The organism is Muricoccus roseus, assembly GCF_900141905.1.
Lineage (GTDB): Bacteria > Pseudomonadota > Alphaproteobacteria > Acetobacterales > Acetobacteraceae > Roseomonas > Roseomonas rosea.
In genome coordinates this window covers 23051-44229 of record NZ_FQZF01000006.1, presented here as the reverse complement: position 1 = coordinate 44229, position 21179 = coordinate 23051, and the positions used below count along the sequence as shown (strand labels likewise).

21 protein-coding genes are annotated in these 21179 nt (G+C 71.5%); 13 read left to right on the top strand and 8 right to left on the bottom strand.

Going from position 1 to position 21179, the window contains the following annotated elements; translation table 11 throughout:
• Positions 1-7: 7 nt before the first annotated feature.
• Positions 8-1036, bottom strand: coding sequence for an ABC transporter substrate-binding protein (locus BUB97_RS06270; RefSeq protein WP_073132759.1), 1029 nt, complete (start codon positions 1034-1036; stop codon positions 8-10).
• A gap of 139 nt (positions 1037-1175) precedes the next feature.
• Here BUB97_RS06270 and BUB97_RS06265 point away from each other — a divergent pair, with 139 nt between their 5' ends.
• From BUB97_RS06265 to cysC, 3 genes are read left to right on the top strand one after another with little or no spacing between them, the layout of a single operon-like run.
• Positions 1176-2123, top strand: coding sequence for a hypothetical protein (locus BUB97_RS06265; RefSeq protein ID WP_073132757.1), 948 nt, complete (start codon positions 1176-1178; stop codon positions 2121-2123).
• A complete protein-coding gene (cysD, locus tag BUB97_RS06260; RefSeq protein ID WP_073132755.1) occupies positions 2120-3013 on the top strand; it encodes a sulfate adenylyltransferase subunit CysD in 894 nt (297 codons plus the stop codon). Before BUB97_RS06265 ends, cysD begins: the two co-directional genes overlap by 4 nt.
• On the top strand, positions 3013-4824 hold the full coding sequence (gene cysC, locus BUB97_RS06255; protein ID WP_073132752.1) for an adenylyl-sulfate kinase: 1812 nt from the start codon (positions 3013-3015) through the stop codon (positions 4822-4824). The genes cysD and cysC overlap by 1 nt, the downstream gene beginning before the upstream one ends.
• Before the next feature lie 93 nt (positions 4825-4917).
• On the opposite strand, the gene BUB97_RS06250 is transcribed toward cysC, so the two are convergent.
• Both BUB97_RS06250 and BUB97_RS06245 read right to left on the bottom strand, forming a co-directional pair.
• Entirely contained in the window at positions 4918-5442 is a 525-nt protein-coding gene (locus BUB97_RS06250; RefSeq protein ID WP_073132750.1) for a hypothetical protein, read from the bottom strand.
• A gap of 90 nt (positions 5443-5532) precedes the next feature.
• The gene (locus tag BUB97_RS06245) at positions 5533-5961 is read right to left on the bottom strand and encodes a secondary thiamine-phosphate synthase enzyme YjbQ (protein WP_073132748.1); all 429 of its coding nucleotides are present in this window, start codon (positions 5959-5961) and stop codon (positions 5533-5535) included.
• Between the two features lie 260 nt (positions 5962-6221).
• Here BUB97_RS06245 and BUB97_RS06240 point away from each other — a divergent pair, with 260 nt between their 5' ends.
• The 10 genes from BUB97_RS06240 to phnE (BUB97_RS06195) all read left to right on the top strand — a co-directional run bounded on the left by BUB97_RS06240 (position 6222) and on the right by phnE (BUB97_RS06195) (position 17029).
• A complete protein-coding gene (locus tag BUB97_RS06240; RefSeq protein WP_073132746.1) occupies positions 6222-7991 on the top strand; it encodes an IlvD/Edd family dehydratase in 1770 nt (589 codons plus the stop codon).
• Positions 7992-8000: 9 nt separating this feature from the next.
• Positions 8001-9077, top strand: a complete 1077-nt coding sequence (locus tag BUB97_RS06235; RefSeq protein ID WP_073132745.1) for a LacI family DNA-binding transcriptional regulator — start codon at positions 8001-8003, stop codon at positions 9075-9077.
• Entirely contained in the window at positions 9074-10033 is a 960-nt protein-coding gene (locus BUB97_RS06230; protein ID WP_073132743.1) for a sugar kinase, read from the top strand. Before BUB97_RS06235 ends, BUB97_RS06230 begins: the two co-directional genes overlap by 4 nt.
• A complete protein-coding gene (gene eda / locus BUB97_RS06225; protein WP_073132741.1) occupies positions 10030-10665 on the top strand; it encodes a bifunctional 4-hydroxy-2-oxoglutarate aldolase/2-dehydro-3-deoxy-phosphogluconate aldolase in 636 nt (211 codons plus the stop codon). The genes BUB97_RS06230 and eda overlap by 4 nt, the downstream gene beginning before the upstream one ends.
• Before the next feature lie 35 nt (positions 10666-10700).
• Positions 10701-11891, top strand: a complete 1191-nt coding sequence (gene uxuA, locus BUB97_RS06220; protein ID WP_073132738.1) for a mannonate dehydratase — start codon at positions 10701-10703, stop codon at positions 11889-11891.
• A 127-nt stretch (positions 11892-12018) separates the two neighbouring features.
• Positions 12019-13032, top strand: a complete 1014-nt coding sequence (locus BUB97_RS06215) for a Bug family tripartite tricarboxylate transporter substrate binding protein (RefSeq protein ID WP_073132736.1) — start codon at positions 12019-12021, stop codon at positions 13030-13032.
• A 402-nt stretch (positions 13033-13434) separates the two neighbouring features.
• Positions 13435-14244 carry a phosphonate ABC transporter ATP-binding protein gene (phnC, locus tag BUB97_RS06210; protein ID WP_073132734.1) on the top strand — a complete coding sequence of 270 codons (810 nt, stop codon included), beginning with the start codon at positions 13435-13437 and terminating at the stop codon, positions 14242-14244.
• A 48-nt stretch (positions 14245-14292) separates the two neighbouring features.
• Positions 14293-15201 (top strand): phosphonate ABC transporter substrate-binding protein, encoded by a 909-nt coding sequence (gene phnD / locus BUB97_RS06205; RefSeq protein ID WP_245818207.1) that lies wholly within the window; start codon positions 14293-14295, stop codon positions 15199-15201.
• Positions 15202-15272: 71 nt separating this feature from the next.
• Positions 15273-16163: a phosphonate ABC transporter, permease protein PhnE gene (gene phnE, locus BUB97_RS06200; protein ID WP_073132732.1), complete on the top strand. Its 891-nt coding sequence runs from the start codon at positions 15273-15275 to the stop codon at positions 16161-16163.
• The gene (gene phnE, locus BUB97_RS06195) at positions 16160-17029 is read left to right on the top strand and encodes a phosphonate ABC transporter, permease protein PhnE (protein WP_086061949.1); all 870 of its coding nucleotides are present in this window, start codon (positions 16160-16162) and stop codon (positions 17027-17029) included. Before phnE (BUB97_RS06200) ends, phnE (BUB97_RS06195) begins: the two co-directional genes overlap by 4 nt.
• A gap of 185 nt (positions 17030-17214) precedes the next feature.
• Here phnE (BUB97_RS06195) and phnN read toward each other — a convergent pair whose 3' ends face one another.
• Genes phnN through BUB97_RS06170 form a run of 5 tightly spaced genes read right to left on the bottom strand, consistent with a single transcriptional unit; the run spans position 17215 to position 21179 of the window.
• Positions 17215-17757, bottom strand: coding sequence for a phosphonate metabolism protein/1,5-bisphosphokinase (PRPP-forming) PhnN (gene phnN / locus BUB97_RS06190; RefSeq protein ID WP_073132730.1), 543 nt, complete (start codon positions 17755-17757; stop codon positions 17215-17217).
• Complete coding sequence (phnL, locus tag BUB97_RS06185) at positions 17754-18458, bottom strand: phosphonate C-P lyase system protein PhnL (protein ID WP_073132727.1); 705 nt, start codon at positions 18456-18458, stop codon at positions 17754-17756. Before phnL ends, phnN begins: the two co-directional genes overlap by 4 nt.
• Positions 18455-19237, bottom strand: a complete 783-nt coding sequence (phnK, locus tag BUB97_RS06180) for a phosphonate C-P lyase system protein PhnK (protein WP_073132724.1) — start codon at positions 19235-19237, stop codon at positions 18455-18457. Before phnK ends, phnL begins: the two co-directional genes overlap by 4 nt.
• Positions 19234-20079 (bottom strand): alpha-D-ribose 1-methylphosphonate 5-phosphate C-P-lyase PhnJ, encoded by an 846-nt coding sequence (locus BUB97_RS06175; RefSeq protein ID WP_073132721.1) that lies wholly within the window; start codon positions 20077-20079, stop codon positions 19234-19236. Before BUB97_RS06175 ends, phnK begins: the two co-directional genes overlap by 4 nt.
• Positions 20076-21179, bottom strand: a complete 1104-nt coding sequence (locus BUB97_RS06170; RefSeq protein ID WP_073132719.1) for a carbon-phosphorus lyase complex subunit — start codon at positions 21177-21179, stop codon at positions 20076-20078. Before BUB97_RS06170 ends, BUB97_RS06175 begins: the two co-directional genes overlap by 4 nt.

The window sequence follows — 21179 nt, the reverse complement described above, 5'->3', positions numbered from 1 at the left end:
GGGCGGATCAGCGCGGCAGCGCGTTCACCTCGCGGTCCCAGCGCTCGATCAGCCGCCGGCGCTCCGCCGAGGCGCCGTAGCGGGCGAAGTCGTAGTCGATCAGGCGGATCTGCGACATCTGCGGCGCTTCGGGCGGCACCGGGGCGGCGCGGTTCGACGGTGTCTGGAACTGCTTCGTCTCGGCGCCCAGCGCCTGGGCGGCGGGGGTCAGCGCCCAGTCATAGAAGCGCTGGGCGTTCCGCAGGTTCCGCGCGCCGCGGATGATCGACATGGAGCCGACCTCGTAGCCCGTCCCCTCGCAGGGAAGCGCGCTGCTCACGGGGAAGCCGCCGAGGCGCTCCGTCACCGCATCATGCACGAAGGAGATGGACACCCCCGTCTCCCCCCGGGCCACGGACTTGATCGGGCCGGTGCCGGAGCGCGGATAGGCGTTGATGTTCCGGTGCAGGGCCTTGAGGTACTCGAAGGCCGGGTCCTCGCCCATGATCTGGACGATGGTCGCGATCATCACATAGGCCGTGCCGCTGGATTGCGGATTGGCCATCTGGATCTCGTTGCGGAAGCGGGCGTCCAGCAGGTCCTTCCAGCAGGCCGGCGGCGCGATGTTGCGGCGGGCCAGCAGTTCCGGGTTGAAGCCGAAGCCGAGCGCGCCGGCATAGATGCCCACCGTGCGATACCGGCTGTCCCGCGCCTGCTTCTGCGCCCAGTCATGCAGCTGGTCGAGCGCGGCGGAGCGGTACTCGGCCGAGAGGTTCTCCTCCGCGGCCTGCAGATGGGGGTCCCCCGTGCCGCCGAACCAGAGATCGCCGCGCGGGTTCTGCGCCTCCGCCCGGATCTGGGCCAGCACCTCGCCCGAGCCCTTCTGCGAGACCGAGACGCGGATGCCCGACTCCCGCTGGAAGGCGTTCGCCGCTGCCTGGCACCATTCGACCTGCACGGAGCAGTAGAGGTTCAGCGAGCCCTGCGCCCGGGCGGCCCCGGCCGAGGCCAGCAGGACGGCCGGCAGCAGGGCGGCCTGGAGGATCCGGTGCAGCATCGCGTCGCTCTCCCCGGCCGCTCGGGGCGGCGGCCTGTCATGATTCTGAAGTATTATTGTCATACGGCGCGGGGTGAGCCGTCCAGGGGCGGCGGGGGCCGCCCTTTCCCTCCCCCCACCCGCTGTGCAACATCGCCCCATGCAGGGCGCGGCGTCGGACATCGGTGGGAAGGGGACGCTCTTCGCGCATCTCGGGGCCCATAAGACCGGCTCCACCCTGTTGCAGTCCGTCTTCCTTGCGGAGCGGCCGCGGCTGCTCTCGGAGGGCGTGGCCTACATCCCCTTCCGCGACTTCCGCCGGGGCTTCACCCTGCGCACCCCGGCCTGGCGCAGCGCGCCCGCCCTGCCCTGGGCCGAGATGCGCGCGGCCCTGGATGCGCTGCTTCCGCCGGAGCCCTACCGCGCCCTCCTCGTCTCCGACGAAACCCTGCTCGGCCATCTCCGCACCGATCTCGGCAACTCGCCCCACCGGCTCTACGAGCATTGCGGAGAGGCCGTGTCCTTCCTCAAGAGGACGATCGGGGAGGAGCGGATGACGGTCTTCCTCTTCATCCGGCGCCTCGACGACTTCATCGAATCCGCCTTCCTCCAGCGTATCCGCGTCGGCGCCGATGTGGAGTTCCAGGACTATGTGGGCGGCTTCGATCTCGGCCGACTGTCCTGGGTACCCACCGTGCAGGAAATCGCGGGCGCGCTCACCGGGCCGGAGGATGCCGTGGTCGTCTATGACCATGCCTGGCTGCGCGCCGCGCCTGGCGCCGTGCTGGCGGATCTGTTCGGCCGCATGGGGGCGACGCCGCCACCGCCCGAGGCGCTCTCGCCCGGCATCAACCTCTCCTACACCGAGGGACAGTTCCGTCTCGTGCGCCGCCTCAATCGCGTCTGGCCGGCGCGCCTCCTCCGCCCCGGCCGCAACGCCGTGCTGCACCTGATCGAGCGCAGCCGCGGCGGGGGCGGCCGCGCCCGCTTCTTCGACGCAGCGACGCGCTGGCGGCTGGCGGAGCGCCACCGGACGGACCTCGCCGGCATCGCCGCGCTCGGCGGCAAGATCACCCTGGCCCAGGCCATCGCGGAACCCGCTGCTTGAATCATCTTCGCCAGCTGGAGGCGGAAGCCATCCACATCCTGCGGGAGACGGCGGCCGAGTGCCGCCGGCCCGTGCTGCTCTATTCCATCGGCAAGGACAGCGGGGCGCTGCTGCATCTCGCGCGCAAGGCCTTCCATCCCGGCCCCCTGCCCTTTCCCCTGCTGCATGTGGATACCGGCTGGAAGTTCCGGGACATGTACGCGATGCGGGACCAGGTGGCGGCCGATCCGGCGCTGCGCCTCATCGTCCACGTCAACCCCGACGGCCCGGCGCGGGGCATCAGCCCGGTCACGCATGGCGCGGCCCTGCACACGGAGGTGATGAAGACCGAGGGGCTGAAGCAGGCGCTGGCAGCGGGCGGCTTCGACGCGGCCATCGGCGGCGCGCGCCGCGACGAGGAACGCAGCCGCGCAAAGGAGCGCATCTTCTCCTTCCGCAACGCGCGCCACCAATGGGAGCCCCGCGCCCAGCGGCCTGAACTCTGGCGGCTCTACAACCCTCGCCTCGCGGCCGGGGAGTCGCTGCGGGTGTTCCCGCTCTCCAATTGGACCGAGCTGGATGTGTGGCGCTACATCGCGCAGGAGAGCATCCCGCTGGTCCCGCTCTACTTCTCCGCCCCACGTCCGGTGGTGGAGCGCGAGGGCCGCCTGATCGTCCGCGACGACGACAGGCTGCCGCTGGAGGATGGCGAAACCCCTGTCCTGCGACGGGTCCGCTTCCGCACCCTCGGCTGCTACCCGCTGACGGGCGCGGTGGAGAGCGAGGCGGCGGATGTGGCCGGAATCATCGCCGAGTTGGAGGCCAGCCGGCTGTCCGAGCGTGCCGGCCGCGCGATCGACGGCGAAGGCGGGGCCTCGATGGAAGCGAAGAAGCGCGAGGGCTATTTCTGATGGGCCGCCCGCTCCTGCGCGTGGTGACCTGCGGCTCGGTCGATGACGGCAAGTCCACCCTGATCGGCCGGCTGGCCGACGATCTCGGCCAGGTGCCCGAGGACGAACGCCGCGCGGTCGCCGCCCGCGCCGCCGATGGCCGGCTGGACCACGCGCTGCTGCTGGATGGGCTGGCGGCGGAGCGCGAGCAGGGCATCACCATCGATGTCGCCCATCGCGCGCTGAACGTGGCTGGCCGCCGCATCCTTCTCGCCGATGCGCCGGGCCATGAGGGCTATCTGCGCAACACCGTCACCGCCGCCTCCACGGCGGATCTCGCCATCCTGCTCGTGGACGCCGCCAGGGGTATCCGCCAGCAGACCCGCCGGCACGCGGTGATCGCGGCGCTCATGCGCGTACGCGGCATCGTTCTCGCCGTGAACAAGATGGACCTCATCGGCCATGACCAGGGGCGGTTCGAGGCGCTGGCGGAGGAGTTCCGCCGCTTCGCCGCGCCGCTCGGGCTGGAGGGGCTGGTCAGCATCCCCATAGTGGCGCTGACCGGCGGCAACCTCGCGGCGCGCGACCCGGCGATGCCCTGGTATTCCGGCCCGACGCTGACCGAGCATCTCGCCACGGCCGAGCCGGCCGATTCCGCCGCCGCCCCCTTCCGCATGCCCGTGCAGTGGATCAGCCGCCCGGGCCCTGAATTCCGGGGGGCGGCGGGCATGATCGCCTCCGGCCGCCTCCGGCCCGGTGACGCGGTGCGGGTCATGCCGTCCGGGAGCCCGGCCACCGTGGCCCGCATCGTCGCGCCGGAAGAGGATCGCCCGGAGGCCGTGGCGGGCGAATCGGTGATGCTCACCCTGGCGGAGGAGGTGGATTGCGCCCGGGGCGACATCCTCTGCGAGGCCGGGGCGCCACTGGAGGTCGCCGACCAGTTCGAGGCGACGGTGATCTGGATGGCGGACGCGCCGCTCCTCTCGGGCCGGCCCTATCTCCTGAAGCTCGGGACGCGGACCGTCGGCGCGAGCGTGACCGAGATCCGGGAGCGCCTGGATGTGGATACCGGCGGCCGCCTCGCCACGCGGGAGCTGGCGCTGAACGAGATCGGCCGCTGTAACCTTCTCACGGACCGGCCGATCGCCTTCGCGCCCTATGCCGAGAGCCGTGACCTCGGCGGCTTCATCCTCATCGACCGCCTGACGAACGAGACCGCGGGCGCCGGGATGATCCGCTTCGCGCTGCGCCGCGCCGCCAATCTCCGCTGGCAGCCGCTGCAGGTGGACCGCGCCGCCCGCGCCGCGCTGACGGGCCAGCGCCCGCGGGTCATCTGGTTCACGGGCCTGTCGGGCGCAGGGAAATCGACCATCGCCAACCTCGTGGAGGCGCGGCTGCATGCCATGGGCCGCCACACCTATCTGCTGGACGGCGACAACATCCGCCACGGGCTGAACCGGGACCTGGGCTTCACCGAGGCCGACCGGGCCGAGAACATCCGCCGCATCGCCGAGGTGGCGCGGCTGATGGCCGATGCCGGGCTGATCGTCCTCGTCGCTGCCATCTCCCCCTTCCGCGCGGACCGGCTGGCCGCGCGCGAGCGCATCGGCGAGGAGGACTTCGTCGAGGTCTTCGTGGACACGCCGCTTTCGGTCGCTGAGGGGCGCGACCCCAAGGGCCTCTACCGCAAGGCGCGGGCCGGGCAGCTCGCCAACCTCACCGGATTGGGCAGCCCCTATGAGGCGCCGGAAACCCCGGAGCTGCACCTCGACGGCACCGAGCCGGCCGAGGATTCCGCCCGGCGGGTGATGGCGTATATCGACGGCACGTGACGCCGATGCGCCCCCCTCACCTCAGAGGCGGAATGCCTCGGGGGAGGCCGGGTGGAAAAGATCCTCTCGCGCGAGGCGGGGCTGTCCGCGGCCTCAGCCCCGGCAGCGCGCCTCCCGACGCGCCGCCGCCGTCGCGCAGGCCTCGCGCGCCGTGCCCCTCACCCGCAGCGGCCGCCTCTCGGGGTGCAGCACCGGAACGGCCACCGGCCGGGCGGGGGACGCCGCCGCGGCCCGCAGCGCAGCCGGGCGAGGAGCGGGGAGAGGCGCCGCGACACGGGCCGGGGCCGGCGGGGCCAGACGGGGGCGCGGCGCGACGGACGGCCCGGCGGCGCGCGGGAAACGCGGCTCCAGCTCCTCGGCGACATAGCGCGCGACATTCGGCGTGCGGATCACCTCGCGGTAGGAGTCCAGCGGCACTCCGCGAAACTCCTCGCTTCCGCCGTCGCGGCGGGCCATGCGGAGCGTTCCCGCACCGGGAGGTACGCCGCACCAGCGCGCGACGGAAAAGGCCGGCGAAACCAGGGTCGAGCTGCTGCAGGTCTCGGCGGCACTGGCCGGCAGGGCCGCCGCTGCCGCGAGGAGGGTGAGCGAGACCCCGAAAACACCAGCCCGGCCCATGCGGCACCTCCATGCGGCGAAGAGGGGCGCAGGCATAGAGCCGAAGCCCGGCCGCCGGAAGCCGCGCGGGCGCAACAATCCAGCGGAAAGCTATCCGCCCTCTCCGATCAGGTGCAGGTCCAGCATCCGGCGATGCGGGCGCAGCCGGTGCTCATAGAGATAGACCGCCTGCCAGGTGCCCAGGGCAGGCCGGCCGGAGCGGATAGGAATGGACAGCTGCACGGAGGTGAGCACCGCGCGGATATGCGCCGGCATGTCGTCGGGCCCCTCCTCGTCGTGCCGGTAGCGGGCGCCGCCACCATCCGGCACCAGCCGCTGAAGGAAATCCTCCAGGTCGGTCCGGACCTCGGGGGAGGCATTCTCCTGCACGATCAGCGAGGCCGAGGTGTGCCGGCACCAGAGCGTCAGCAACCCGGTGCCGATGCGCTGCTCGGCCACCCAATCCTTCAGCCGGCGTGTGATGTCCACCAGTCCTCGCCCGGCGGTGTCCACCGCCAATTCGCCGACACGCTGTTCCATCCGTCCTCCCCGCCGCGGGCCGATGCAGCCTGTCCGCATCCCCGCGCGGCCTCCCGGCGGAGCGCGCCGCCACGCCGCTCGCGTTCTGCTGCGCCGCGCCGCGACGGCCACCTCACAAAGCTGTCACCTTGTGGAGTGCTTCGGCAAAGCGCGCCCTGTTGACGCAACGAAGCGCCGCATCCTAGACCGGTTGGGATTGGATCGATCCAAAAGAACGGGCAGGTCGGCTCGCCGAAGCCCTGGGGGAGCGAAGCGCGCCGATGACCAAGCTGCGGAGCCAAGCCTGGTTCGACGATCCGGCGGATCCGGACATGACGGCCCTCTATCTCGAGCGCTACCTGAACTTCGGCCTCACCCGCGCAGAGCTGCAGTCCGGCCGTCCGATCATCGGCATCGCCCAGACCGGTAGCGACCTCGCGCCCTGCAACCGCCACCATCTCGCCCTGGCCGAGCGCACCAGGGCCGGCATCCGCGACGCGGGCGGCATCCCGCTGGAATTCCCCTGCCACCCCATCCAGGAAACCGGCAAGCGCCCCACGGCCGCGCTGGACCGCAACCTCGCCTACCTCTCCCTCGTCGAGGTCCTCTACGGCTATCCGCTGGACGGCGTGGTGCTCACCACGGGCTGCGACAAGACGACCCCCGCGCTGCTGATGGGCGCGGCGACCGTGAACATCCCCGCCATCGTGCTCTCCGGCGGCCCGATGCTCGACGGGCACTACAAGGGGCGGCTCGCCGGCAGCGGCACGATCATTTGGGAATCCCGCCGCCGGCTCGCGGCCGGCGAGATCGGCTACGAGGAATTCATGCAGATCGCCGCCGCCTCCGCGCCAAGCGTCGGCCACTGCAACACCATGGGCACGGCCCTCTCCATGAACAGCCTCGCCGAGGCACTGGGGATGAGCCTGCCCGGCTGCGCCTCCATCCCCGCGCCCTACCGGGAACGCGGCCAGATGGCCTATGAGACGGGCCGCCGCATGGTCCAGATGGTCCATGAGGAGCTGACGCCGCGCCAGGTGATGACCAAGGCGGCTTTCGAGAACGCCATCATGGTGGCCTCCGCGCTGGGCGCCTCGACCAACTGCCCGCCGCATCTCATCGCCATCGCCCGGCATGCAGGGGTGGATCTCTCGCTCGACGACTGGCAGCGGGTCGGGCATGCGCTGCCGCTCCTGGTGAACTGCCAGCCCGCCGGCGCCTATCTCGGCGAGGCCTTCCACCGCGCCGGCGGCGTGCCGGCCGTCATGCGCGAGTTGCTCGATGCGGGCGTGCTGCATGGCGAGCCCGTGGGCGTCAGCGGCCGCTCGGTGGCGCAGACCCTGCAGGGCGTGGTGGCGGAGGACCGGGACGTGATCCGCCCCTTCCACGCGCCGCTCATGCCCGAGGCGGGGATGCTGGTGCTGCGCGGCAATCTCTTCGACACGGGCGTGATGAAGACGAGCGTGATCTCGAAGGAGTTCCACGCGCGCTATCTCTCCAACCCGGATGACCCGGATGCCTTCGAGGGCCGCGCCATCGTCTTCGAGGGGCCCGAGGACTACCACGCCAGGATCAACGACCCCGCCCTCGCCATCGACGAGAACTGCGTCCTCTTCATCCGCAACTGCGGGCCAGTGGGCTATCCTGGCTCGGCGGAGGTGGTGAACATGCAGCCGCCCGATGCGTTGATCCGGAAAGGCATCACCGCCCTGCCCTGCATCGGCGATGGGCGCCAGAGCGGCACCTCAGCCAGCCCCTCGATCCTGAACGTCTCGCCCGAGGCTGCGGTGGGCGGTGGGCTCGCCCTGCTCCGCACCGGCGACCGCGTGCGCTTCGACCTGCGCCAGCGCCGGGTGGACGTTCTCCTGCCGGATGAGGAGATGGCCGAACGCCGCAGCGCCCTGCGGCCCGTCGTGCACAGCAACCAGACGCCCTGGCAGCAACTCTATCGCGAGCGCGTGGGGCAGCTCTCGGATGGCGCCTGCCTGGACTTCGCGACCGCCTATCAGGATGTCGCGACCACCGCCGGCCTTCCCCGGCATTCGCACTGACCGCACGCGATGCCGCCCAGCCCGCCGGACCGCATGCGGCTGACGCTGAAGGACGTCGCGGCCCGCGCCGGCGTCTCCCGCGCGACCGTGTCCCTCGTGCTGCGCGATAGCCCGCTGGTCGCGGCGGAAACGCGCGACCGCGTGCGCGGGGCGGTCGATGCGCTGGGCTATGTGTACAACCGCGGCGCGGCGACGCTGCGCTCCAGCCGGACCAAGACGATCGGCCTCCTGGTCACCGATCTCAGCAACCCCTTCTTCGCGGAAATGGCGATCGGGGTGGACCGCGTGATGGAGGCCGAGGGCTATGTCAGCTTCCTCGTCAGCACAGGGGAATCCCTGGAGCGCCAGGAGCGCTTCCTGCGACGCATGCGTGAGCAGGGGGTGGACGGCGTCGTCCTGTGCCCCGCCACCGGCACCGCGCCCGGGCTGGTGCGGATGCTCCGCGAATGGTCCCTGCCCTGCGTGCAGGCGCTCCGCTGCGTCACCCTCCCGCCCGGCGAGGAGCCGGGGGACTATGCCGGCGCGGATTACCGGTCCGGTGTCGAGGAGACGGTCGAGCACCTCGTCCGGCTCGGCCATCGCCGCATCGCCTTCATTGGCGGCGAGCTGCTGCATTCCGCCACGCGGGAGCGCTGGGCCGGCTTCCGCGACGCCATGCGCCGCCATGGGCTGGATGACGGGCTGATCCTCCGCACGCCGCTCACCCGCCGGGCCGGCGCCGAGACCATCGGCTCCCTGCTCGACTCCTCGGATCCGCCGAGCGCCGCGATCTGCTTCAACGACATCGTGGCCTTCGGGGTCATGCTGGGCCTGGAACGCCGCGGCCTGCGCGCCGGGCGCGACCTGGCGGTGACGGGCGTCGACGACCTGCCGGATGCGGCGCTAACCGAGCCGCCGCTGACCACCGTCAGCACCCTGCCGCGGCTGGTGGGCGAGGAATCCGCCCGCCTGCTCCTCCGCCGCATCGCCGAGCCCGAGCGCCGGTCCGAGCGGATCGTCCTCCCGGCACGGCTGGTTCTCCGCGCCTCCTGCGGCGTGACGCGCCAGGCCGCCGCCCCCCTCCTCGCCCAGGCTGCGCTGCGATGACCCGAGACGCCCCACCCCGCCTCGCCTGCCTGGGCGAATGCATGATCGAGCTGCGCGAGCGGCCCGATGGCCTGCTCTCCCGCGGCTTCGGCGGCGACACGCTGAACACGGCCGTCTATCTCGCCCGCCTCGGTGTTTCCGTGGACTACGTCACCGCCCTCGGCAACGACCCGCATAGCGACGAGATGCTCCGCGACTGGGAGGCGGAAGGCGTCGGCACGTCCCGGGTGGAACGGGTGTCGGGTGCGCTGCCCGGCCTCTATCTCATCCAGACCGACGAGAAAGGCGAACGCCGCTTCTCCTACTGGCGGGATGCCGCGCCCGTCCGCCGCCTCTTCGACCTGCCGGGAACGCAACGGGTCGAGGCCGCCCTCGCCATGGCCGACCCGCTCTATCTCTCCGGCATCACGCTCTCCCTCTTCCGGGGGCTCGCGCGGGAGCGGCTGTTCGCGGTTCTGGAGCGGGTGCGCGCCGTCGGCGGGCGGGTCGTCTTCGACAGCAACTTCCGCCCGCGCGGCTGGCCCGATCGCGACGAGGCGCGCGCCGCCTTCGGCCGCGCCCTCTCCCTCAGCCACACGGTCCTTGCCGGGGTGGAGGATTTCACCCTGCTCGATGGAGAAACCTCGCCCCGGGCGCTGATCACGCGGCTGCGCCAGGCGGGGGTGGAAGAGGCGGTGGTGAAGCTCGCCGAACCCGGCGCCATCGCTGTTTCCGCCGGGGCGGAGCAATTCGTCCCCGTGCCGGAGGCGGTGGAGCCGGTCGACACCACAGCGGCCGGCGACAGCTTCGCCGCGGCCTATCTCGCCGCCCGCCTCAACGGCGCGGCGCCAGACGCCGCCATCCTCGCCGGCCACCGCCTCGCCGGCCGTGTGATCCAGCATCCCGGCGCGATCATCCCGCGCAGCGCCATGCCCGCCGGCATCCTCCCCGCCCCAGCCGCTCCGGAGACCGCATGACCCAAGCCGACAATGCGACCGATCTGCTGCGCGCGGCGCGGATCGTGCCGGTCCTGACCATCGACGATGCCGCCCAGGCCGTTCCTCTCGCCCGCGCGCTGGTCGCGGGGGGCGTCCGCATGCTGGAGGTCACGCTGCGGACCCCGGCAGGCGCCCGCGCGGCCGAGGCGATCATGGCCGAGGTGCCCGGAGCGATCGTCGGGCTGGGCACGGTGCTGACGCCGGGCGATCTCGACCTCGCCCTACGCCTCGGCGTGGCCTTCGCCTTCTCGCCGGGCGCGACGCCCGAATTGCTGGATGCCGCGGCACGGGCGCGCCTTCCCTTCGTCCCCGGCATCGCCACCGCCTCCGAGCTGATGGCGGCCATGGCCCGCGGCTTCTCCACGGTGAAGCTCTTCCCCGCCGCGCAGCTCGGCGGCATCGGCGCCGTGAAGGCCCTCGGCGCCCCCTTCCCCGAGGCGCGCTTCTGCCCCACCGGCGGCATCGGGGAGAAGGAGGCGCCGGATTACCTCGCCTTGCCGAATGTCGTGGCGGTCGGTGGGTCCTGGCTCGTGCCCGGGGCCGAGCTGAAGGCAGGCGACTGGGCCGCCATCGAGGCCCGGGCACGCCGCTCCACCGATGCGCTCGGCTGACCGATGCACCACTCCCGCCCCGGAAGGACCTCCTGATGCTCGAAAGCTGGCGCTGGTTCGGCCCTGAGGACCCCGTGACGCTGGCGCATGTGCGCCAGACCGGCGCCACCGGCGTCGTCTCGGCCCTGCACCACCTCAACCAGGGCGGCGCCTGGCCCGAGGAGGAGGTGCGGAAGCGCAGGGCAGAGATCGAGGCGGCGGGCCTCCGCTGGGCCGTGGTGGAGAGCATCGCGGTGGCCGAGGAGATCAAGACCCGCACCGGCGCCTTCCGGGACCGCATCGAGGACTACAAGCAATCCATCCGCGCCGTCGCGCGGGCGGGGGTGCGGACCATCTGCTACAACTTCATGGCGGTGACGGACTGGACGCGCACCGATCTTGCCTGGTGCGTGCCGAGCGGCGGCTACGCACTGCGCTTCGACTGGACCGAGCTGGCCGCCTATGACCTCTTCGTCCTCCGCCGCCCCGGCGCCGAGGCCGACCACCCGCCCGCCCGCCGGGCTGCCGCCGAGAAGCGCTTCCACGCCATGTCCGAAGGCGAGATCGGTGCCCTGGAGCGCGTGCTGATCGACTGGCTGCCCGCGCGCGAATTCGTCTACGATCGTGCCGGCTTCCAGCGGATGCTCGACATCTACCGCGATGTCGGCACCGACGGCATGCGCGAGAACCTCATCGCCTTCCTGAGCGAGATCACGCCCGTGGCGGCCGAGGAAGGCGCGCGACTCTGCATCCATCCCGACGACCCGGCCTTCCCGATCTTCGGCCTGCCCCGGGTGATGTCCACCGCCGCCGATACGCGCGCCCTGCTGGAGGCGGTGCCGGACCGGGCAAACGGGCTGACCCTTTGCACCGGCGCCTTCGGCAGCCATGCCGCGAACGACCTGCCCGCCATGGCGCGCGAATTCGGGCCGCGCATCCATTTCGCGCATCTGCGCAACGTGGCGATCGAGCCCGACGGCTCCTTCCATGAGGCGGACCACTTGGATGGCGCGACCGACATGGTCGCCGTGGTCGCCGCCCTGCTCTCCGAGGAGGCGCGGCGCCGCGCCGAAGGCCGCGAGGATGCGACCATCCCCATGCGCCCGGACCACGGCCACCTGCTGGTCGACGACATCGGGAAGCGCGTGAACCCCGGCTATTCCTGCATCGGTCGGCTGAAGGGCCTGGCGGAGCTGCGCGGCGTCATCCGCGCGGTCGAGGCCTTCCGCGAGGGCCGCATCCACTAACCCCGGGGCACCGCGCCGAACGGGGACAACGAGGTACCGGCCTTCCGTACCGGCACGGCGCAGCCTGAAAGGCCCGCCGCCCCGGGGGAGGCGCCGGGCGGAAGCGTTTCACCAGGGAGGACTAACCATGACGTTCCGAGAGACACTCACCCTCCCGCTCTCGCGCCGCGGCGCGCTGGCGGGCGCATTCGGCCTCGGCCTTGCGGCACCCGCCGTGGCGCGCGCCCAGGGCGCCTACCCCAACCGGCCCGTCACCCTCGTCGTCGGCTTCCCGCCGGGCGGGCAGACGGACTTCGCCGCGCGCATCCTGCAGCAGGGCCTCTCCTCGGCCCTCGCCCAGCCGGTGGTGATCGACAACCGCGGCGGCGCCGGCGGCAATCTCGGCACGGACGCGGTGCTGCGCGCGCGGCCGGATGGCTACACGCTGCTGGTGGGCAATGCGAACCCGCTGACCATCAACCCGCACACCTTCCAGGGCATGACCATCGACCCGCTGCGCCTCACCGCGGTGGGGATGATGCTCAAGTCGTCCCTGATCCTTTGCGTGCACCCCAGCGTGCCCGCCCGCAACCCCGCGGAATTCGCCACCTGGGCGCGCGAGGCGAATGGCGGCAAGGGCATCAACTACGGCTCCGGCAGCGCGGGCAGCCTGACCCATGTGGCCATGGAGCTGTTCAAGAACCGCATCGGCAACCCGCCGATGGAGCATGTGCCCTATCGCGGCAGCGGCCCGGCCCTGCAGGACTTCATCGTCAACCGCTTCAGCGCCATGTTCGACGCGGCATCGGTCATGGCGCCCTTCATCCGGTCGAACCAGCTGCGCCCGATGCTGGCCACCGGGGCCCAGCGCATCCCGGCGTTCCCCGATATCCCGACCGCCGCCGAGGCAGGCCTGCCGGACTTCGCCATCACGGCCTGGATCGGCCTGTTCGGCCCTCCGGGCATGCCGGCCGAGATCGTGCAGCGCCTCAACGCCGCCCTGAACCAGGCGGTGCAGGACCCCACCGTGCGCGAGCGCATCACCACCCAGGGCGACGAGCCCGGCGGCGGCACGGCCGAGGAGTTGGCCGGCCTGCTGAAGTCCGACCATGCCCGCTGGGGCGAGGTGGTGCGCGCCAACAACATCCGCGCGGACGGCTGACGGCACGCTGCGCCCTCATGCAGCGATGCGGAGGTCCCGACCGATCCGGGCCTCCTTTTGAGGGCTCCGCCCTCACCCCGCCAAGGGCCTGAGGCCCTTGGAACCCCATCGGACTGCCGTGGATGCCGTTGACCGGCGGAGTCTCTGATGGCCGGTGCTTGATCCTGCCTTTGCAGTCGCCTGAGGTCATCGACCTCAGGCGCACCGTCCGTCGAGTGATTCCAAACTGCGAAAAGAAGATGATGGGTCGAAGGCACTGCCTTCGACGGGTCCGGGGAGAGGAAGAATCCCTTCTTCCTCTCCCCGGGACAGATCCGCGGCGAGCAACACTGGCCCGGCCGTCATCAATCCTTCAAATCTCCGTCACGCAGCGGTCAGCAGGCCCCTCTAAGTCGCGCTCCCATGCTGATCATCGAAGGACTGACCCGGCGTTACGGCGATCGCATCGCCGTGGACGATGTCTGCCTCGAAGTGCCGCGTGGCAGCTTCGTCGGCGTCATCGGGCGCTCGGGCGCGGGCAAATCCACTCTCCTGCGCATGGTGAACCGGCTGGCCGACCCCAGCGCCGGCCGCATCCTGTGGGAAGGGCGCGACGTGACGGCGCTGCAGGGCCGCGCCCTGCGGGACTGGCGCGCCCGCTGCGCCATGGTGTTCCAGCAGTTCAACCTCTCCGGCCGTCTCGACGTGCTGACGAATGTACTGGTGGGCCGGCTGAACGCGGTCCCGGCGCATCGCTCGCTGCTCCGCCTCTGGTCCGCCGAGGATCGCGCCATCGCCCTCTCGGCCCTCGAGCGCTTCGACATCGGCGAACTCGCGGCCCAGCGCGCGGAGCATCTCTCCGGCGGGCAGCAGCAGCGGGTCGCCATCGCGCGCGCCCTGGTGCAGGAGCCCGACATCATCCTGGCGGACGAACCGATCGCCTCGCTGGACCCGCGCAACACGCGCGTGGTCATGGACGCCCTGGCCCGCATCAACCGCGAATTCGGCATCACCGTGCTGTGCAACCTGCACGCGCTGGACATCGCCCGCGCCTATTGCGACCGGCTGGTCGGCCTGTCGGCCGGGCGGCTCGTCTTCGACGGACCGCCGGAGGCCCTCGATGCCGCCGCGGCCCGCGAGCTCTACGGCCTGGAGGCGGATGAGGCGGTGGACCACGCCCCCGCCCTGCCCGGCCCCACGCCGCAGGTCGCTCCCTTCGCCCTTCACGCCTGACGGCCGGCACCACGCCGCGCCGCGGGACCACGACCAGAGAGGTCTTCCATGATCCTGCAACGCCGCGCCCTCCTCGGCGCCACCGCCGCGCTCGCCCTGCCCGCCGTGGCGCGGGCCCAGGCCAACTTCTCCCGCCAGTTCCCGGAGCTGGTCTTCGCCATCATCCCGTCCGAGAACGCCTCCGGCGTCACCGAGCGCTGGGCGCCCTTCACCAACCACCTCTCCCAACGCCTCGGCACGAAGGTCACGCTGCGCATCGCCAACGACTATGCGGCGGTGATCGAGGGCCAGCGCGCCGGTAACATCCACATCGCCTCCTACGGCCCCTCGTCCTTCGCGCGCGCGCTGATGACCGGCGCCCGCATCACTGCCTTCGCCATCGAGGTGAACCTCGATGGCACGAAGGGCTACCACTCCGTCCTCTACGTGAAGTCGGGCAGCCCCTATCAGAACGTGCAGGACCTGCGCGGCAAGAACCTCGGCCTCGTCGATCCGAACTCCACCTCCGGCAACAACGTCCCGCGCTTCGCGCTGAACAAGATGGGCATCACGCCGGAGGAGTTCTTCGGCCGCGTCGTCTACACCGGCAGCCATGAGAACGCGGTGATCGCGCTCAACCAGGGTACGGTCGATGTCTGCGCCAACTGGTGGAACGACGAGAGCGAGAGCAACCTGCTCCGCATGGCCCGGAAGAACATGGTGAAGGCGGAGGACTTCCGCATCATCTTCAAGTCCGACCAGATCGTGAACTCGCCCATGGCCTATCTGGACAGCCTGCCGCAGGACCTGCGTACGGCGATCCAGACCGCGGTGCTCGAGCTGCCGCAGCGCGAGCCGGAGACCTTCCGCCGCATCACGGATGGCCAGCAGGCGCCCTGGCAGGCCGTGACCAACGCCGACTACAACCCGATCATCGAGCTGAACCGCTTCGTGGACGGGCTGCGCCGCCGCTCCTAGCCAGCCCTCCCGCCTGAACGCCGCCCCGGTCCACGCGCCGGGGCGGCGTCTCCGCATCCAGGAGCCCCCACTTGGCCACCGCGCTCACCCATCTTCCGGACGACCGGCTTTCCGAGCTGCTGCACGGCTACCGTGCCGCCTCGCGCGGGCAGCGTCGCCGCGCGCTGATCCTTGCTCTCACCATCGCGGCGCTCGTCCTGCTGGCCGGCCATGTGGCGGAGGTGGACCTGGGCCGCCTGTGGCAGCATGGCGGCGCCTTCTTCGGCTATTTCGACCGCGTCACCATGCTTGAATCCGGCGCGGGTCGGGTCTGGACCGATCCGGCGGAATGGTTCTGGGGCTGGCGCAAATGGAGCCTGCTGCTCGCCGACACGCTCCTCATCGCCTATGTCGGCACCGCCCTCGGTGCGGCGGGCGGGTTCGTGCTCTCCTTCTGCGCCGCCTCGAACCTGGTGCGGAACCCCTGGGCGCGCGGCGCGGCGCGGCGCTTCCTGGAATTCTGCCGGACCGTGCCGGACATCGTCTTCGCGCTGATCTTCGTCATCGCCTTCGGCCTCGGGCCGCTCCCCGGCGTGCTGGCCATCGCGATCCACAGCATGGGCGCGCTCGGCAAGCTCTTCTCCGAGGTGGTCGAGAACATCGACATGAAGCCCATGGAGGGCGCCTCGGCCGCCGGTGCCTCCTGGGCGGCGGTGGTCCGCTACGCCGTGGTGCCGCAGGTGCTGCCGAATTTCGCGAGCTACGCGCTGCTCCGCTTCGAGGTGAACGTGCGGCAGGCCTCAGTCCTCGGCTTCGTCGGTGCCGGCGGCATCGGGCAGGATCTCATCGAGGCCATCCGCAAGTTCTACTACAACGACGTGGCCGCGCTCCTGCTGCTGATCATCCTGACTGTCATGCTGATCGACCTGGGAACTGAGCGCCTGCGCCACCGGCTGATCGGCGCGATGGAGGCCCGCGCATGAACCGCTCCCTCTCCCTGCGCGACGCCGCCCTGGCGGATATGGCGGGAATCAGGGCGCGGCATCCCACCGTCTTCCTGCCCCTGCCCGCCTCCCGCCTGGGCGCCTTGTTGCTCTGCGCCGCCGCGCTCGGCCTGTTGGTCTTCGGCCTCTGGCGGCTAGACTTCTCCCCGGCGCGGCTGGTGGACGGGTTTGCCCAGCTCTTCCATTTCCTCGGCCTCATGATCCCGCCGGACCCCGGCACCTGGTCCCGCACCGTGCTGATCCTGAAGGGGCTCGCTGAGACCCTGGCCATCGCCCTGCTCGGCACGCTCGGCGCCGCCATCCTCGCCTTCCCGCTCGGCTTCCTCGCCGCGCGCAACACCTCGATCAACCGCGCCGTCCAGTTCCTGTCCCGCCGGATGCTGGACGGGGTGCGCGGCATCGACGCGCTGATCTGGGCGCTCATCTGGGTCAGCGTCGTCGGCCTTGGCCCCTTCGCCGGCGTCCTCGCGATCCTCACCTCGGATATCGGCACCTTCGGCAAGCTCTTCTCCGAGGCCATCGAGGCGGCGGACCGCAAGCCGGTCGAGGGCGTCACGGCCTCCGGCGGCGGCAAGCTTCACGGAATCCGCTTCGGCGTGCTCCCGGCCGTGCTGCCGGTGATGGCGGGGCATGTCCTCTACATGTTCGAGTCGAACACGCGCTCCTCCACCATCATCGGCATCGTCGGGGCGGGCGGGATCGGCTTGATGCTCTCGGAGATGATCCGCACCCTGGAATGGAACGTCGTCTCCTTCATCGTGCTGCTCATCCTCGTGACCGTCGCGGTGATCGATGCGATGTCGGGGCGCCTGCGGGCGGCGCTCGCCGGCGCTCGCCCGGCCTAGCCGGGCGCGTCCGGGGCTGCCATCCAGGCCCCGGAACGATACGCCGCGCGGGGCCCTTGGCTTCGAGGGCCCCGCGCGGCGCAGGCGGTCTCCGATACGGGAAGGGAAGGCGCAACCTGCGCCGGCTCCCATGCGGCTGGCTTACGGGATCAACGCCGGGCGGGAGGCCGCCCCCCTCGTCCCGGTCAGGCGGCCCTCAACCCGGCCAGCACTTTGTCGACGCCCACCGCCACCGGCCCGTCATTCACCACCGTCTCGACGAAGAGCCCAGGCGGGAGGGGCGCCTGGCGCGCGAGGCGGCGAGCCACATCCTCCACCGTCTCCCGCCCCCGCGCGGCCAGTCTCGCGGCCCGCAGCTCCAGCGGCGCCGTGATCTCAAGCACGCGCAGGGGGTAGCGGCGCGCGGCTTCGGGCAGAACCTGGCGCGACAGGTTGGCGACGGCCACCCGCCCGGTCGCCAGCGCCTCCTCCAGCACGTCGCGCGGCAGGCCGTAGCGGAGCCCATGCGCGTCCCACCACAGCGCCAGGGCCCCCGCTGCCTGCAAGGCGTCGAAGCCTGGCCCCGTCGCGGCCTCGTGGTCCTCCCCGCCCGCATCCTCGGGGCGCGTGATGACGCGGCGCAGGAAGACGAAGCGGGGATCGTCCCGCAGCGCCTCCCGCGCGGCCGCCATCAGCGTGTCCTTGCCGGCACCGGAGGGACCGACGACGGCGACCAGCCGGCCCGTCACGCGGCCTCCCGCAGAGGCGCCACCTCCACCACCCGGTCGGCCACGCGCTCGCGCACCTCCAGGTCGTGGAAGATCCCGACCAGCGCGGCGCCCCGCGCCTTCGCCTCGGCGATCAGGGCGATGACGACCTCGCGGTTGGCGGCGTCCAGGCTGGCAGTGGGCTCGTCCAGCAGCATCAGGGGGAAATCCGCCACGAAGCCGCGCGCGAGGTTCACCCGCTGCTGCTCACCGCCCGAGAAGGTGGCGGGCGGCAATCCGTGCAGCCGGTCCGGCAGGTTCAGGCGCCGCAGCAGCGCCTGGGCCCGCGCCAGCGCCTCCTCCCGCGGCATGCCGCGCGCGATCAGCGGCGCGGCGACAACCTCCAGCGCCGGCACGCGCGGGATCACCCGCAGGAACTGGCTGACATGACCGATCGTCTCCCGCCGCAGCGCGTTGATCGCGCGCGGGGAGGCCGTGGCGAGGTCCGCCACCCCTCCATCCGCCTGGCGAACCAGGATGGCGCCGGAATCCGCGCCGTAATTGCCCTGGAGAAGCCGCATCAAGGTGGACTTGCCCGCCCCCGAGGGGCCGGAAAGCGCCACGCATTCGCCGGCCTTCACCACCAGCCCGGCATCCCGCAGGACCGGGATGCAGACCCCGCCCTGAAGATGCAGGGTGAAGCCCTTGCTCAGCCCTTCGGCCTTGAGAACCCATTCGGTCATGCGGCGAGCACCGAGGAGACGAGAAGCTGCGTATAGGGGTGGCGCGGGTCGTCCAGCACGCGGTCGGTCAGCCCCTCCTCCACCACCCGGCCATGGCGCATGACGACCAGCCGGTGGGCGAGCAGCCGCGCCGCCGCGATGTCATGGGTCACCAGCGCCACGGCGATGCCGAGGTCGCTGACCAGGCCGCGGATCAGGTCGAGCAGCCGGGCCTGCACGGACACGTCCAGGCCGCCCGTCGGCTCATCCATGAAGACGAGGCGCGGGCGCGTGACGAGGGTGCGCGCGATCTGCAGGCGCTGGCGCATGCCGCCGGAGAACTGCCCGGGCCGGTCGTCGATGCGATCGGGGTTGATCTCGACCCGCTCCAGCCAGCGCGCGGCCTCGGCACGGATATCGCCGTAATGGCGCGCGCCGACGGCCATCAGCCGCTCGCCGACATTGCCGCCGGCCGAAACCCCCATGCGGAGCCCGTCCCGCGCATCCTGGCGGACGAAGCCCCACTCGGTGCGGGCAAGGCGACGCAGGGCGGGCTCGCCCATGGAATGCACATCCAGATCCTGCCCCGACGCATCCCGGTAGGCCACGCGGCCGGCATCGGGCCGCATCTCCCCCGCCAGGGCCCGCAGCAGGGTGGACTTGCCCGAACCCGATTCCCCGACGATCGCCAGCACCTCGCCGGGCCAGAGATCGACGGAAACCTCGTCCAGCGCCCGGACGGCACCGAAGGAGAGCGACAACCCGCGCGCCGAAAGGATCGGCTCGTCATCCGGCATCATGCCGCCCTCTCCGCCTGGCGTTCGCCGCAGTAATCCGTGTCCGAGCAGACGAAGAGCCGTCCGCCCCGGTCGTCCGTCACCATTTCGTCGAGGTAGGTGTGGTCCGCCCCGCACAGGGCGCAGTGGCCCTTGGCGCGCAGCGGCTCGAAGGGGTGGTCGTCGAAGTCGAGGCTCCGCACCTCGGTATAGGGCGGCACGGCATAGAGCCGCCGCTCTCGCCCGGCGCCGAAGAGCTGGAGCGCGGGGGACATGTGCATCTTCGGGTTGTCGAAGGAGGGTATGGGCGACGGCGCCATGAGGTACCGGCCACCCACCATCACCGGATGGTCATAGGAGGAGCCGACGCGGCCATGCCGCGCGATGTCCTCATAGAGCTTCACCTGCATCAGCCCGTAATCGGCCAGCGCGTGCAGGCGCTTCGTCTCGGCGCGGCGCGGCTCCAGCCGGTAGAGTGGCTCGGGCTGCGGCACCTGATAGACCATCACCTGCCCTTCGCGCAGCGGCGTCTCCGGGATGCGGTGGCGGGTCTGGATGATCGTCGCCTCCGCCGTGCGCTCCGTCGTGCGCAGGCCCGGCGCCACGCGGGCGAAGAAGCGGCGGATGGAGACGGCGTTGGTCGTGTCGTCCGCCCCCTGGTCGATTACCTTCAGCACGTCCTCCGGCCCGACCACGCTGGCCGTGACCTGGATGCCGCCCGTGCCCCAGCCATAGGGCAAGGGCATCTCGCGCGAGCCGAAGGGCACCTGGTGGCCCGGCACCGCCACCGCCTTGAGCAGCGCGCGGCGGATCATCCGCTTCGTGCCCTCGTCCAGATAGGCGAAGTTGTAGCCTTCGGCGCTCATTCGGCGGCCTCCCGCAGGGTTTCCCGCGCGGCCTCGGGCGCGGCCGCTGCCCGCATGGCGCGCACTGCCTCCAGCTCGCTCTGGAAGTCGACGTAATGCGGCAGCTTCAGGTGCTCCAGAAAGCCCGTCGCCTCCACGTTGTCGGAGTGGGACAGGACGAATTCCTCGTCCTGCGCGGGCGCCGTGATCTCCTCGCCCAGCTCCTCCGCGCGGAGCGCGCGGTCCACCAGCGCCATGGACATGGCGCGCCGCTCCGTCCGGCCGAGCACCAGCCCGTAGCCGCGCGTGAACTGCGGCGGCTCGGTGCGCGAACCATGGAACTGGTTCACCATCTGGCATTCGGTGACGGTGATGTCGCCGATCTCGATCGCGAAGCCCAGCTCGGGCGGCAGGATCTCGACCGTCACCTCGCCCTGGCGGATCTCGCCGACGAAGGGGTGGTTGTTGCCGTAGCCGCGCTGGGTGGAATAGGCCATGGAAAGCAGGAAGCCCTCATCCGCGCGGGCCAGGTTCTGCAGACGCAGCGGCCGGCCGGCGGGGAAGGAAAGCGGCGTGCGGGTCAGGTCGCCCGGTTCGACGTCGGAGGCTTCCTCCGGCGCCATCAGCCCCTCATCCGCCAGCATCGCCGTCACGCGTGGGCAGGCCGCGTCCTCGCCGGGGTCGGCCTCCGGCGCCTCCGACGGCACGTGCCCCTCCGCGGCCAGGGCGAAGTCGAGCAGGCGATGGGTGTAGTCGAAGGTCGGGCCCAGCACCTGCCCGCCCGGAAGGTCCTTGTAGGTGGCCGAGACGCGGCGGCGCAGCCGCATGGCGCCCGTGTCCAGCGGCAGCGTCGCGCCGAAGCGCGGCAGGGTGGTGCGATAGGCGCGCAGCAGGAACACGGCCTCGATCAGGTCGCCGCGTGCCTGCTTGATGGCCAGGGCCGCCAGGCCCGGATCGTAGCACGAGCCCTCCGCCATCACGCGGTCGACGGCCAGGGTGAGCTGCCCGCCGATCTGGTCCGTCCCGATCTCCGGCACGGCGGCATCGCCGCGCCGCTCCTCGGCCAGCCAGGCATGGGCATGGGCGATGGCCGCCTCGCCGCCCTTCACTGCGACATACAT